The organism is Pseudomonas sp. MN1F (genome assembly GCF_009391885.1).
Lineage (GTDB): Bacteria > Pseudomonadota > Gammaproteobacteria > Pseudomonadales > Pseudomonadaceae > Aquipseudomonas.
On the sequence record NZ_VZII01000041.1, the window covers coordinates 87,623 to 100,451 of the forward strand.

The following is a 12,829-nucleotide window of genomic DNA, read 5'->3' on the forward strand; positions in this document are numbered from 1 at the left end:
AAAAAAGACCCGCATTGTGCCTTCACTTGCCGCAGATCGAAAGGGCGGATGGTGTATTTCGTCTGCGTGGCGGTGGTTGCAGGTGAAATGTTTCGGCAGTGGCGGGTTCAGTAGTACAGGGGGAAATGAACATCCTGATGACAGCGACGTTCAATTTCCTGTTCCGGCCCTTTCGCGGGGCGCGTCAATCGACCTGCTTAAGCCAGGCCTGAATCTGCTCCAGCGTAGCAGTGGCCCCGCCACAAACCACTACCAGCACGTGCTGGTAGCTGGCCAGGGCAGCGGCTTCATAAGCCAGTGCCAATGCGGCGCCACATGCCGGCTCCACCAGCACCCGATGGTCCAGCAGGAACCGCTCGCAGGCCTCCAGCGCTGCCCGATCACTGACCAGGTGGCTTTGCACCGGATGCTGTCGGGTACAGGCCAGCGCCTGTTCGGCCACGCGCTTGGCGCCCAGCGAACTGGCCACCGAGGCGATGCGTGGCAGCTCAACCGTGTGCCCGGCCTGCATGGCGGCATGCAGCGAAGCGGCCCCGGTGGTTTCCACCGCCAGCACCGGCACATCGCCCCAGCCATTGCGCTGCAAGCCCTCGACCACACCGCTGAGCAGGCCGCCGCCGCCCACCGACAGCACCACCGCACCCGGTTTGAACCCGCTCGCCGCCACTTCGTCGACCAGGCTGGCATGCCCGGCCCACAGCAGCGGGTCGTCGAACGGGTGGATGAAGGCATCGCCCGCACCGACCAGCGTCAGTGCCAACTCGTTGGCCTCTTGCCATGAGCTGCCATGCACCACCACCTTGGCGTCTTCCAGGCGCAGCAGTTCCTTGGCCCGCTCGGTAGTGGTCTCAGGCACCACCACGGTCACCGGCACCCCCAGCTTGCGCCCGGCATAGGCCACGGCCAGCCCGGCATTGCCGCCCGACGAGGAGACGAAATGGCGCGCACCACGGGCGTGGTGCACCTCGCAGGCATGGCCGACCCCGCGCAGCTTGAACGAGCCGCACGGCTGCAGGGCATCGAGCTTGAGCCACACCGAACGGCCAACGGCCAGCGAAAGGGGGCGGGATTCGACGAGGGGCGTCTGGATATGGAGGGGCATGAAAACCTTCTGATTGCGCAACACAAAGGAAGGATGTCATACCAGCTGGCCCCAGCGTCGGCAAGCCAACGATGGGGCCAGGATGCTCAGCCCAGGGGCGGCGTGCGCGGCGGTACCTTGCGGCGCGAGCCGGTCGCTTCAAAGGCCGCAGCAAAGCTCAGCAGCGCATTGTCGCTATAGGCCTTGCCGGCAAAGGTCAGCCCCACCGGCATGCCGATGTCGGCCATCACGCCCATCGGCACGGTCACGGTCGGCACGCCCAGGTGGCGGATGGCCAGGTTGCCGTTGGCCACCCAGATGCCGTTGCTCCAGGCGATGTCGGCCGAGGCCGGGTTGACGTCGGCATCGGCCGGGCCCACATCGGCCACGGTCGGGAACAGCACGGCGTCCAGGCCTTGCGCATCCATCCAGTCTTCGAGGTCCATCTTGCGGGTCTTTTCCAGCCCGCGCAGGCCATCGGGCAGGGTCTCGATCTGGTCCCAGGTCTTCAGGCCGCGCTTGGCCATGTTGACGTATTCGTCCATGCCGGCGGCCAGGTCGTCCTCACGGTTGGGCAGGGTGCCCGGGTCGTGCGGGAAGATCTGCGGGCCATCGACATCGGCCAGGCGGTTGAGCTGGGGGTCATCGTTGGCGCGCAGGAAGTCGTCGAAGGCCCAGCCCGACAGCTCCCACAGTTCGTCATGGAGGAATTCCTTGCTGACGATGCCACGGTTGTAGACAGTCGGCGCGCCTGGGCGGTCGCCCTCGCAGTTGGACACCAGCGGGAAGTCGACTTCCAGTACTTCGGCGCCGGCCGCTTCCAGGGCCTGGCGGGCCTGCTGCCACAGGGCGATGACGCTGTCACGGGTGATGATGCGCTGGCCGGTCGGGCCGCCAATGCCTGGCTTCTCGGCGGTGCCGGCTTGGGCGTCGGCATTGATGTACATGCGCGGTACGCCAAAGCGCTTGCCCTTGAGCGAGCTGGCATCGACGGCCAGGTCCAGGTAGGAAGCCGGGCGCACGGAGGAGGCGGCCGGGATCGGTACCCACGGCTGCAGGCGCCACAGGTCGCCGCGCTTGTCGGCATCGTCGGCGACTACCACGTCGAGGATTTCCAGCAGGTCGGCCATGGTCCGGGCATAGGGCACCACCACGTCCATGGTCGGGGTCAGCGGCCAGTTGCCACGTACCGAGATCACGCCACGCGACGGGGTGTAGGCGCACAGACCGTTGTTCGAGGCAGGGCCACGACCACTCGACCAGGTTTCCTCGGCCAGGCCGAAGGCGCTGAAACTGGCGGCGGTGGCGGTACCGGCGCCGTTGGACGAGCCAGAGGCAAATGGTGCGGTCAGGTACTGGGCGTTGTACGGGCTTTCGGCGCGGCCGTAGACACCACGCTGCATGCCGCCATTGGCCATCGGTGGCATGTTGGTCTTGCCCAGGCACACGGCCCCGGCGGCGCGCAGGCGCTCGATGGTGAAGGCGTCGCGCTGGGCGACCAGGTCCTTGAACGCCGGGCTGCCGGAGGCGGCAGTCAGGCCCTTGACCAGGTAGCTGTCCTTGGCGGTGTAGGGGATGCCGTCCAGCGGGCTCAGGGTCTGGCCCTTGGCGCGGCGGGCGTCGGAGGCCTCGGCCTCCTTGAGCGCTTCAGGGTTGCGCACGACCACGGCGTTCAGCGCGGTGGCGGTGTCGGCTCCATCGTAGGCATCGATGCGCGCCAGGTAGGCCTTGACCAGCTCGACTGCCGTCGTGCGGCCCGTTTCGAGTGCGTCGCGCAGCTCGGCAATGGAAACCTCGGTTACCTCGATCATGCTTTCACCAAAATTTGTGCAGGTTGGGGCTAGTGCGAGGAGTGTACAAGAAGGGATCAGGGCTGGGAGGTTTGCGCGGGAGAAATGGTTTTTTGCAACGGGGCATTGTCGGGGCCGCGCAGCGGCCCCGATAGCCTCAATCCAGGTCGGCCGCCGAGTGCCGCTCGGGCACCTGGCTGGCTTCATCGCCCCAGGTGCGGTTGACCCGGGTGCCACGCTGCACGGCCGGGCGCTGGGCAATTTCTTCGGCCCAGCGCTGCACCTGTGGGTATTCATCCACCGCCAGGAACTCGGCCGCACCATACAGGTTGCCGCGCACCAGTTGGCCATACCACGGCCATACGGCGATATCGGCGATGCTGTATTCGTCGCCTCCAAGGTAGCGGCTGACCGCCAGGCGGCGCTCCAGCACGTCGAGTTGGCGCTTGGCTTCCATGGTGAAGCGGTTGATGGCGTATTCGAACTTCTCCGGCGCGTACACATAGAAGTGGCCGAAGCCGCCGCCCAGGTAAGGCGCGGAGCCCATCTGCCAGAACAGCCAGTTCAGGGTTTCGGTGCGTGCGGCCGCTGCCTTGGGCAGGAAGGCGCCGAACTTTTCCGCCAGGTGCAGCAGGATCGAACCAGACTCGAACACCCGCACTGGCGGCTCGACGCTGCGGTCGAGCAGGGCGGGGATCTTCGAGTTGGGGTTGACCTCGACGAAGCCACTGGAGAACTGCTCGCCGTCACCGATGCGGATCAGCCAGGCATCGTATTCGGCGCCGCTGTGGCCCTGAGCGAGCAGTTCTTCGAGCAGGATGGTGACCTTGACGCCGTTGGGGGTGGCCAGGGAGTACAGCTGCAGCGGGTGCTTGCCGACGGGCAGGTCCTTGTCATGGGTCGGCCCGGCGATCGGCCGGTTGATGCTGGCGAACTGGCCACCGGACGCGGCTTCGTTGCGCCAGACCTTGGGCGGGATGTAGGGGGGCTTGCTCATGCAGAGGTTCTCCTTGGAAAGCGCGAAAGCGTCCACGCAAAGGCGTGGACTTGCATCTATGCCATGGGTTCGGAGAAAAGCGCAAATGCATTGGGCGCGGGCGTCAGCTGCAAGGTGCGTTGGCCAAGTGGCTCACCAGGGCCACAGTTGCGCTGCGATCAGGCGGTCGTATGAAAGGCTGCAGCGGGTGCCGGAAGGGGTGCGGTAGTGGACGCGTCGGTCGGCGGCATCGACATGCGAGGTGGTGCCTTGGACCAGGCACAGGTTGCCGTGATCGAACGGCTGCTGCAGGCCAGTCTGGGGGGCCAGCAAGGTCACCTGGGCACCCTTCTGGCCTTGCAGGTTCAGTTGCCGAATGGCGCTCAGTGCGCTCCATGGGCCGGCGATGCCGGTGCCAATGATCAGGATATTGTTCAACGTTGTGCTCCTGGAAAGTCCGAAAGACACAGTAGACCGTAATTGCAGGCAACGATGTTACGGGGCCAGCTGGCAGATCTTTTCAAAATGTTGGCGGGGTGATGACCCAGATCACCACGGCATCCACTTCGCCAGGGTTGCCGTAACGGTGCGGCTCCTGGCTGGAGAAACTGAAACTGTCGCCTTCGCCCAGCAGGAAGTGGCGTTCACCCACCCACACCTCGAAGCTACCCGAGAGCACATAGCCCGCTTCGTCACCTTCATGGCTATAGCTCTGCTGGCTGTAGGTGCCTGGCGGAAAGCGCGAGTGCAGCATCTCGAGCTGGCGGTTGGGTTGCGGGGTCAGCAACTGGTCGACGATGCCGTCCTCGTAATGCACGCTCAGCCGGCTGTTGCGCCGCACCACGTAACCCTGGTCTTCGGGGGCGGTGGTGGCTTCGCTGGCGAAGAACCACTGGATAGTCACACCGAGGCTGCGGGCAATGTTGAACAGCGCCGGGATCGACGGGTATGACAGGTTGCGCTCCAGCTGGCTGATGTAGCCGGCGGTCAGCTCGCTGTGCGCCGCCAGCTCCGCCAGGGTCATGCCGCGGCGCTTGCGCAGGCCGCGGATGCGGCCACCGAGAAACTGCGGCGCGCTGCCGCCGTCTTCGGCGGCGGGCGGTAACTGGGGTTGTTGGCTCATGCGCTTCGGTCCATCGGGAAAGCCGCAGTATGGCCAGGCTCAGAGCGCCCAGGCAACAGTCAGGCCGTCGTGGATGGCCTCTTCGGCTGTGCGTGGGGCCAGGCAGTCACCGATGCGCCGCACCTCCACCAGGCCTGCCAGTTCTGCTGCCAGGGTGTCCTGAGGTTGGTGGCCGAGGCACAGCACCAGGGTGTCGATACCTTCGAAGATCATCGGCTCGCCGCTGGCGGTGTGTTGCAGGTAGACGGTGTTGTCGTCGCAGCCGTACAGGCGGGCATACGGCGTGATGGGGATGCCCAGACGGTGCAGTTCGCCGGCCATCTGGTCGCGGACGTACAGCGGCAAGGTTTCGCCGCAGTGGGTGCCGTTCACCGCCAGTTGCACCTGGTGGCCGGCGCGCACCAGGCGCTCGGCGATGCCGGGGCCGATCCAGTCGCAGCGCCAGTCGATCACCAGCACCGAGCGGCCGAGGATGGCCTCATTGCGCAGGACCTGCCAGGCATCCACCACCTGCAGCTCGCCGCTGCGTTCGAACGATGGCCAGTAGGGCGTGGCGCCGGTGGCGGCAATCACCAGGTCGGGGTGTTCGCGTTCGACCAGGGCGCGGTCGACACGCGTATTACGTACTACGCGTACGCCGGCCAGTTCCATCTCACGCTGCAGGTTGGTGCTGGCGCCGCCGAATTCGCTGCGCCGGGGCAGCAGCTGGGCGAGCTGTATCTGGCCGCCGAGTTGTGTACTGGCTTCGTACAGCGTGACCTCATGCCCACGGGCGGCGGCAACGGCTGCAGCCTTCATGCCGGCGGGCCCACCACCCGCGACCAGGATGCGCTTGCGCGCGGTAGCGGGGGCAGCGTGTTGGTACTGCAATTCGCGCCCGGTTTCCGGGTGTTGGATACAGGAGATCGGCAGCCCCCGATGGAAGTGGCCGATGCAGGCCTGGTTGCAGGCAATGCAGGCGCGCACGTCCTCGACCTGGCCACGCTCGGTCTTGGCTGGCATCTGCGGGTCGCAGATCAGCGCGCGGGTCATGCCACACACATCGGCCTGGCCACGGGCCAGGATCAGCTCGGCTTCCTGCGGCTGGTTGATGCGCCCGGTGACGAACAGCGGGATGTCCAGGTGCTGCTTGAAGGTGCCGGCCTCGCGCGCCAGGTAGGCCGGAGCGATGGCCATTGGCGGCACGATATGCACGGCGCCGCCCAGCGACGCCGAGGTGCCGGCGACGATGTGCAGGTAGTCGACCTGGTCTTGCAGGGCCTGGGCGGCGGCGAGCGATTCGTCTTCGCTCAGGCCGTCGCTGTCGCGCTCATCGGCGCTGATGCGCAGGCCGACGATGAACTGCTCGTCGGTGGCCGCCCTGACTGCTGCCAGCACTTCACGCAAAAAGCGCAGGCGCTGTTCCAGTTCGCCGTTGTAGCCGTCGTTGCGCTGGTTGACCCGCGGGTTGAGGAACTGCGCCGGCAGGTAGCCATGGCTGGCCACCACCTCGACACCGTCCAGGCCGGCCTGGTGCAGGCGCCGGGCGGCGCTGGCATAGCCCTGGACGATCTCGTCGATCATCGCCTGGTCCAGCGCCCGCGGCATCACCCGGAAGCGCTCGTTGGGCACCGACGAGGCCGAGTAAGCGACCGCCAGCAGGCCGTCCGCCGACTCCATGATCTCCCGCCCTGGGTGGAACAATTGCGACAGCACTACCGTGTCATGGGCATGGCAGGCCTCGGCCAGGCGCCGGTAGCCGTCTATGCAGGCGTCGTCGGTGGCCATCAGCACATGCGAGGTGTAGCGCGCACTGTCATGCACCCCGGCCACCTGCAGCACGATCAGGCCGACGCCGCCGGCGGCGCGGGCGCGCTGGTAGGCGATGAGCTTGTCGTTGACCAGGTTGTCGGTGGGCAGGCAGGTGTCGTGGCCGGTCGACATGATGCGGTTCTTCAGGCGTTTGCCGCGGATCTGCAGCGGTTCGAAGAGGTGGGCGAAGGCGGTCGTCATGCGGGCGGCTCCGGTGCGGTGCTGTTCTTGTTTTTCTCATGAAAGTGTAGCGCTAGTAAAAAATCAACTTGTTTTTTTACTGGTGCCCAACTAGCTTTTTCCCAGCCACGGCAGTGGCGCGTGACCTCACTACAACAAGAAACGGGCCTTCGAGCTAACGCGCGGCGGTACCGACAGGAGGCAACTCGATGCAGGCATTCCCTCGCAGTACCGGCCTTTGCGCAGCGCTGCTGGCCTTGGGCCTGGGCAGTGCGCAAGCGGCGCCGCAGATGGTCGTGGTCGGCTATGGCGGCGCCGGTCAGAAAGCCCAGGATGTGGCGATCTTCCAGCCTTTCAGCGCCCAGGACGGCAGCCAGTTGATCCAGAGCGAATACAACGGCGAGATGGCGCGCATCCAGGTGATGGCCGATACCGGCAATGTCGACTGGGACGTGGTGCAGATAGAGGGGCCGGACCTGATGCGCGGCTGCGACGAAGGCATCTACGAGCACCTCGACTGGCAGCGCCTGGGGCATGCCGCCGAACTGATCCCCGCTGCCGCCCAGGATTGCGGCTCGGCGGCGCTGGTGTGGAGCGTGGCGATTGCCTACGACCGTGACAAGCTGGCCCAGGCGCCGACCTCATGGGCCGACTTCTGGAACGTGCAGAAGTACCCGGGCAAGCGCGGCCTGCGCAAGCGCGCGGTGTACAACCTGGAATTTGCCTTGCTGGCCGACGGGGTCAAGGTCGATGACGTGTACAAGGTGCTGTCGACCCCGGCGGGTGTCGAGCGCGCCTTTGCCAAGCTCACCGAACTCAAGCCGTATATCCAGTGGTGGGATGCCGGCGCGCAACCGGCGCAGTGGCTGACGGCGGGCGATGTGGTGATGACCTCGACCTACAGCGGCCGCATCGCCGTGGCCGCGCAGCAAGGCAGCCCGCTGGCGGTGGTCTGGCCTGGCAGCCTGTATGGCATGGACTACTGGGCGATCATCAAGGGCTCGAAGCATGTCGATCAGGCCAAACGCTTGATCAGCTACGCCAACCAGCCGGATACCCAGGTGCGTTACGTCGAGCAGATCCCTTATGGGCCGACCAATACCCAGGCGGCGGCAAGGCTTGACCCGTCGCTGGCCAGCTGGGTGCCGACCTCGCCGGAGAACCTGCAGGGCGCTTTGGCGATGAATGTGGAGTTCTGGGTCGATCACGGCGAAGAGCTGGAACAGCGCTTCAATGCCTGGGCCAGCAAATGATGTAGTTTGTCGGGGCCGCAAAGCGGCCCCGAATGCCAACAGGAGAACAACAATGACTGCCACGGAACAGACCCTGCGCCAGCAACTGGCCGCCTGCTATCGGCTGATTGCCCATTTCCGCATGTCGGACCTGATCTTCACCCATATTTCCCTGCGCCTGCCGGGCCCCGAGCACCATTTCCTGATCAATCCCTATGGGCTGCTGTTCGATGAAATCACCGCCTCCAGCCTGGTGAAAATCGACCTGCAAGGCCGGCCGGTGGCGCCCAGCGAATACCCGGTCAACCCGGCCGGCTTCGTCATCCACAGCGCCATCCATGCCGCCCGGGAGGACGCCCAGTGCGTGTTGCACACCCACACCCGCGCCGGTTGCGCGGTGGCGGCGCTGGAGTGCGGGTTGCTGCCGGTCAACCAGATGTCGATGGAATTCCATGGCAAGGTCGCCTACCACGCCTATGAAGGCATCGCGCTTGACCTGGACGAGCAGCAGCGGCTGGTGGCCGACCTGGGCGACAAGCCGGTGATGATCCTGCGTAACCATGGCTTGCTGACCACCGGGCGCTCGGTGGCCGAGGCGTTCCTGCGCATGTATTACCTGGAAAAGGCCTGTGACATTCAGCTGGCGGCGCAGAGTGCTGGGCAGCTGGTGTTGCCGTCGGAGGCGGTGTGCGCGCATACCGAGCGGCAGTTCAATGAACCGATGCGCGGGCTAAAGCCGGGCGAGCTGAGCGACCCGGATGCGCTGCAGCTGGCGTGGGCGGCTTTGTTGCGAATGCTGGAGCGAGTCGCCCCTGGCTATCGCGACTGACAGCCGCCCGCCTGGCGGCAATCAGCGCGCCTGCGGCACGATCATGCTGGCCGGTGCCTCGGCGGCACGCCTGCGCGCCACGCAGTAGTACAGAACGCTCGGCACCACCAAGCCGATCAGCCATGACACATCCACGCCACCCAGGTGCGCGACCATGGGGCCGGTGTACAGCTTGGTGTCGATGAACGGCATCTGCACCAGCACGCCGAGGGTGTAGACGCTGATGCCAGGCCAGTTCCAGCGGCCATAGCGGCCCTCCGGGTCGGCCAGGGCAGGGATGTCGTAGCGCTCCTTGGTGATGAAGTAGTAATCCACCAGGTTGACCGCGCTCCAGGGCACGAAGAAGGTCAGCAGGAACAGGATGAACGACTTGAACGCACTGAGGAACGAGTGCTGGCCGAGCAGGGCCACCAGGGTGGCAGCGCCGACGATGGCCAGCACGAACACCAGGCGTTGTACGCGGCTGATTGCCAGGTGGCCACGAAAGCCGCTGATGATGGTGGCGATGCACATGAAGCTGCCATAGGAGTTCAGCGTCGAGATGGTCACCTTGCCGAAGGCGATGCAGAAGTACAGCAGCGCGGCGGTGGTACCGGCGCCACCGAGGCCGACGATGTAGGCCACTTCACGCCCGCTGAACTGCCCGCCGGCGATCGCCGCGGCGAACACGCCGAGGATCATCGACGCCTGTGCGCCGATGACCGAACCGAGGCCGGCGGCGAGGAAGGTCTTCACCGGCGAGGTGCTGCTCGGCAGGTAGCGCGAATAATCCGCCACGTAGGGGCCAAAGGCGATCTGCCAGGACGCCGCCAGCGACACCGCGAGCAGGAAGGTGGCCCAGCTGAAGTGGCGGTTCTCCAGCAACTGGCCGATGTCGGCGAGCATCAGGATGCGGCTGAACAGGTAGACGAAGGCAATGATCCCCAGCACGCTGGCGACCCGGCCGATCCAGTGGATCACCCGGTAGCCGGCCAGGGTGGCAAGCACGATGACCGAGGCGAAGATGAGGATGCCGGTGCTGTCGCTGACGCTCAGCAACTGGCCAATGGCCTGCCCGGACAGCACCGTGCCGGTGGCGGTGAAACCCAGGTACATCAGGCACACCAGCACCATCGGGATGGCCGCGCCGTACACCCCGAACTGCACACGGCTGGAGATCATCTGCGGCAGGCCCAGGCGCGGGCCCTGGGCCGCATGCAGGGCCATGACCGCGCCGCCAATCAACTGGCCCAACAGCAGGCCGATCAGCGACCAGAACACGTCACCGCCGAGCACTACGGCCAGGGCGCCGGTGACGATGGCGGTAATCTGCAGGTTGGCGCCGAGCCAGAGGGTGAACTGGCTATACAGCTTGCCATGGCGCTCGGCTTCGGGAATGTAGTCGATAGAGCGCCGTTCGAGCACGGATTTGCGAGACATTGAGGGCTCCACTTCATTGTTTTTGTGTCAGGGGAGGGCCATCGCCGGTGCGTGGCGCGGATGGCGTCTGCCTGATATCAGCATGTATATACAAGTAGGGTCAAGTGAAGTCTGCAGGGCATAACAGCCAATCTGTTGCGCAAGGGTTAGCCACAACTGTGCTGGTCCCAGCCCGAAAAATGGCCTTATGCTGTAACGAAATATGTCTAGAACGCCTGAAGAAGGAAGCTGCAATGCCGCTCAAGGACCTGCTGATCGCCCTGGTGGTGATCGTCGCCTGGGGAGTCAATTTCGTGGTCATCAAGGTCGGCCTCGATGGCTTGCCGCCGATGCTGCTGGGGGCATTGCGCTTTCTGCTGGTGGCGTTCCCGGCCGTGCTCCTGGTCAGGCGACCGAAGCTGCCTTGGCGCTGGCTGATCGCCTATGGCGCGACCATCTCCCTGGGCCAGTTCGCCTTTCTCTTCCAGGCCATGTACAGCGGCATGCCTCCGGGCCTGGCTTCGCTGGTGCTGCAGTCGCAGGCGTTCTTCACCCTCGGCTTTGCCGCGCTGTTCCTCGGTGAACGCCTGCGCCTGGCCAGCGTGCTCGGCCTGATGGTGGCGGCCAGCGGCCTGGCGCTGATCGGCAGCGAGGACAGCGGCCATGTGCCGCTGGTGGCGCTGCTGCTGACCTTGTGCGGCGGGGCCATGTGGGGCATGGGCAACATCATCACCCGCCGCTTCGGCTCGGTGGACCTGGTGGCACTGGTGATCTGGGGCGGGTTGATTCCGCCGCTGCCGTTCCTGGCCTTGTCGTGGTGGCTGGAAGGGCCGGAGCGGATCGGCCATGCGCTGGCCAATATCAGCTGGAGCTCGGTGCTGGCGCTGGCGTATCTGGCATTCGTCGCCACCATGATCGGCTACAGCCTGTGGAGCAAGCTGCTGTCGCGCCACCCGGCGGGCAAGGTGGCGCCGTTTTCGCTGCTGGTGCCGGTGATCGGCCTGAGCTCGTCGGTCTGGTTGCTCGGTGAGCGGCTGACAGCGGTGCAGGGCTGGGGCGCATTACTGGTGATGCTTGGCTTGCTGGTCAACGTGTTCGGGCCGAAGCTGGGGCAGCGCTTGCGCGCGGCGAGCGCGCAATAGCGGAAGCGGCCGGCGCATTTGTTAGACTTGGCCTTTTTTGCAAGGCCAAGGAGCTCTACATGATCATCTCCACCACCAGCCAGCTCGAAGGCCGCCCGATCGCCGAGTACCTTGGCGTGGTCAGCTCCGAATCGGTGCAGGGCATCAACTTCGTGCGCGATTTCTTCACACGCTTTCGCGACTTCTTCGGTGGCCGTTCGCAGACCCTGGAAAGCGCCCTGCGCGAGGCCCGCGAGCAGGCCACCGATGAGCTCGTGGCGCGGGCACGGCAGTTGCAAGCCGATGCCGTGGTAGGCGTGGACTTCGAGATCAGCATGCCGTCGGTGCAAGGCGGCATGGTCGTGGTGTTCGCCACCGGTACTGCCGTGCGGCTGAAGTAGCCAAGTGCCACTGGTCGGGTCTGCAGGTTTCGTCCAGGCAGTCCGCTTGTGACCGGCTAGTCTCACTGGCATAGGTTGCGTTTTTCAGGTCAGCCCATTTGCTGGCTGACGCGGTCGCCACTGAATGGAGCTAGGGCATGAGCGAGTCCTTTTTCGAAGACATGAACGATGCATACCCGATCAACAGCCAGGTGCGTTGCGGTCAGGCGGCGTTCCGCCTGGGCTTCGCCCACATGACCCTGGATGAATCGGAAGACCTCAAGCCTGCACATCTGCAGCGCAGCAAGAAGGGCCGTTTCACGCCACGGGTGCCTGCCAGGAAGTAAGCCTCGAAAAAGTGAACCTGCTCACATAAACCCGCCCGACGGTGAAGATACTGTTCGCTCAAGCAATTGAGTTGAGTCGGCCTGCTTAAAATCCGGTGCTCGTTAGCGGGTGTCGGATTTTATGTCAATTTACTCATTCGTGCAGTGCGCTCAAACGTTCGGCTCTATTCCATTGACGTGATCAGTACATTTTCTGGTGCAGGATTTCATCGGTAACCTAGCCACCCGAAATAATGGATGAGAAGAGCCTTTTTCTTTTTGGCGATGTGTGAGTCAATCATCCCAAGGATGCCGGTGAAGAATATATTTTCTTCAACGCCGAATCTTCAGGTATAAAAGAGAGATCGTACCATGACAATATCTCATCCACGGTGAAGTTTCCAGACTTCTGAAGTGCAATATAGGTTGCAATGTCCCTTTTTAAAGCGAGCGCCGAGAAATACGATTTTTTAGCCATCCATTGTTCAATTACACCTTCGACGCTGAGTTGCTTCGTTCGCTGGTCTTCGGGCAGATAATCGAGTATGCCATCGCCCAGCTCCTTCATGAAGTCTACTAATTGCATGTAGCCACGCATTGAA

At 64.5% G+C, this 12,829-nt stretch carries 13 protein-coding genes; 5 read left to right on the plus strand and 8 right to left on the minus strand.

The genetic code is table 11. From position 1 onward, the window contains the following. Positions 1-184: 184 nt before the first annotated feature. The 6 genes from F6X59_RS20470 to F6X59_RS20495 form a co-directional block, all read right to left on the minus strand. On the minus strand, positions 185-1,102 hold the full coding sequence (locus F6X59_RS20470; protein WP_152957837.1) for a pyridoxal-phosphate dependent enzyme: 918 nt from the start codon (positions 1,100-1,102) through the stop codon (positions 185-187). A gap of 86 nt (positions 1,103-1,188) precedes the next feature. Next, complete coding sequence (locus F6X59_RS20475; protein ID WP_152957838.1) at positions 1,189-2,892, minus strand: amidase; 1,704 nt, start codon at positions 2,890-2,892, stop codon at positions 1,189-1,191. Positions 2,893-3,028: 136 nt separating this feature from the next. Further along, a complete protein-coding gene (gene yghU, locus F6X59_RS20480) occupies positions 3,029-3,868 on the minus strand; it encodes a glutathione-dependent disulfide-bond oxidoreductase (protein ID WP_152957839.1) in 840 nt (279 codons plus the stop codon). A gap of 132 nt (positions 3,869-4,000) precedes the next feature. Continuing rightward, positions 4,001-4,285, minus strand: coding sequence for a hypothetical protein (locus F6X59_RS20485; RefSeq protein WP_152957840.1), 285 nt, complete (start codon positions 4,283-4,285; stop codon positions 4,001-4,003). An 82-nt stretch (positions 4,286-4,367) separates the two neighbouring features. Then, positions 4,368-4,970, minus strand: a complete 603-nt coding sequence (locus F6X59_RS20490) for a helix-turn-helix domain-containing protein (protein WP_152957841.1) — start codon at positions 4,968-4,970, stop codon at positions 4,368-4,370. Positions 4,971-5,009: 39 nt separating this feature from the next. After that, positions 5,010-6,962, minus strand: a complete 1,953-nt coding sequence (locus F6X59_RS20495; protein WP_152957842.1) for an FAD-dependent oxidoreductase — start codon at positions 6,960-6,962, stop codon at positions 5,010-5,012. A gap of 188 nt (positions 6,963-7,150) precedes the next feature. Between F6X59_RS20495 and F6X59_RS20500 the strand changes: the two genes are divergently transcribed. Together F6X59_RS20500 and F6X59_RS20505 are read left to right on the plus strand one after the other, a co-directional pair. Further along, complete coding sequence (locus F6X59_RS20500; RefSeq protein ID WP_152957843.1) at positions 7,151-8,194, plus strand: ABC transporter substrate-binding protein; 1,044 nt, start codon at positions 7,151-7,153, stop codon at positions 8,192-8,194. Next, positions 8,175-9,002, plus strand: a complete 828-nt coding sequence (locus F6X59_RS20505; RefSeq protein WP_372240463.1) for a class II aldolase/adducin family protein — start codon at positions 8,175-8,177, stop codon at positions 9,000-9,002. Before F6X59_RS20500 ends, F6X59_RS20505 begins: the two co-directional genes overlap by 20 nt. 21 nt (positions 9,003-9,023) lie before the next feature. Here the strand turns inward: F6X59_RS20505 and F6X59_RS20510 are convergent, their stop codons facing one another. Continuing rightward, positions 9,024-10,421 (minus strand): cytosine permease, encoded by a 1,398-nt coding sequence (locus tag F6X59_RS20510; protein WP_152957845.1) that lies wholly within the window; start codon positions 10,419-10,421, stop codon positions 9,024-9,026. Positions 10,422-10,654: 233 nt separating this feature from the next. Between F6X59_RS20510 and F6X59_RS20515 the strand changes: the two genes are divergently transcribed. From F6X59_RS20515 to F6X59_RS20525, 3 genes are all read left to right on the plus strand, one after another. Next, positions 10,655-11,542, plus strand: coding sequence for an EamA family transporter (locus F6X59_RS20515; protein WP_152957846.1), 888 nt, complete (start codon positions 10,655-10,657; stop codon positions 11,540-11,542). A 59-nt stretch (positions 11,543-11,601) separates the two neighbouring features. Continuing rightward, positions 11,602-11,922: a YbjQ family protein gene (locus tag F6X59_RS20520; RefSeq protein ID WP_152957847.1), complete on the plus strand. Its 321-nt coding sequence runs from the start codon at positions 11,602-11,604 to the stop codon at positions 11,920-11,922. Positions 11,923-12,059: 137 nt separating this feature from the next. After that, positions 12,060-12,248, plus strand: a complete 189-nt coding sequence (locus tag F6X59_RS20525) for a hypothetical protein (RefSeq protein ID WP_152957848.1) — start codon at positions 12,060-12,062, stop codon at positions 12,246-12,248. Positions 12,249-12,525: 277 nt separating this feature from the next. On the opposite strand, the gene F6X59_RS20530 is transcribed toward F6X59_RS20525, so the two are convergent. Further along, positions 12,526-12,825 carry a hypothetical protein gene (locus F6X59_RS20530; RefSeq protein ID WP_256669383.1) on the minus strand — a complete coding sequence of 100 codons (300 nt, stop codon included), beginning with the start codon at positions 12,823-12,825 and terminating at the stop codon, positions 12,526-12,528. Positions 12,826-12,829 lie beyond the last annotated feature (4 nt).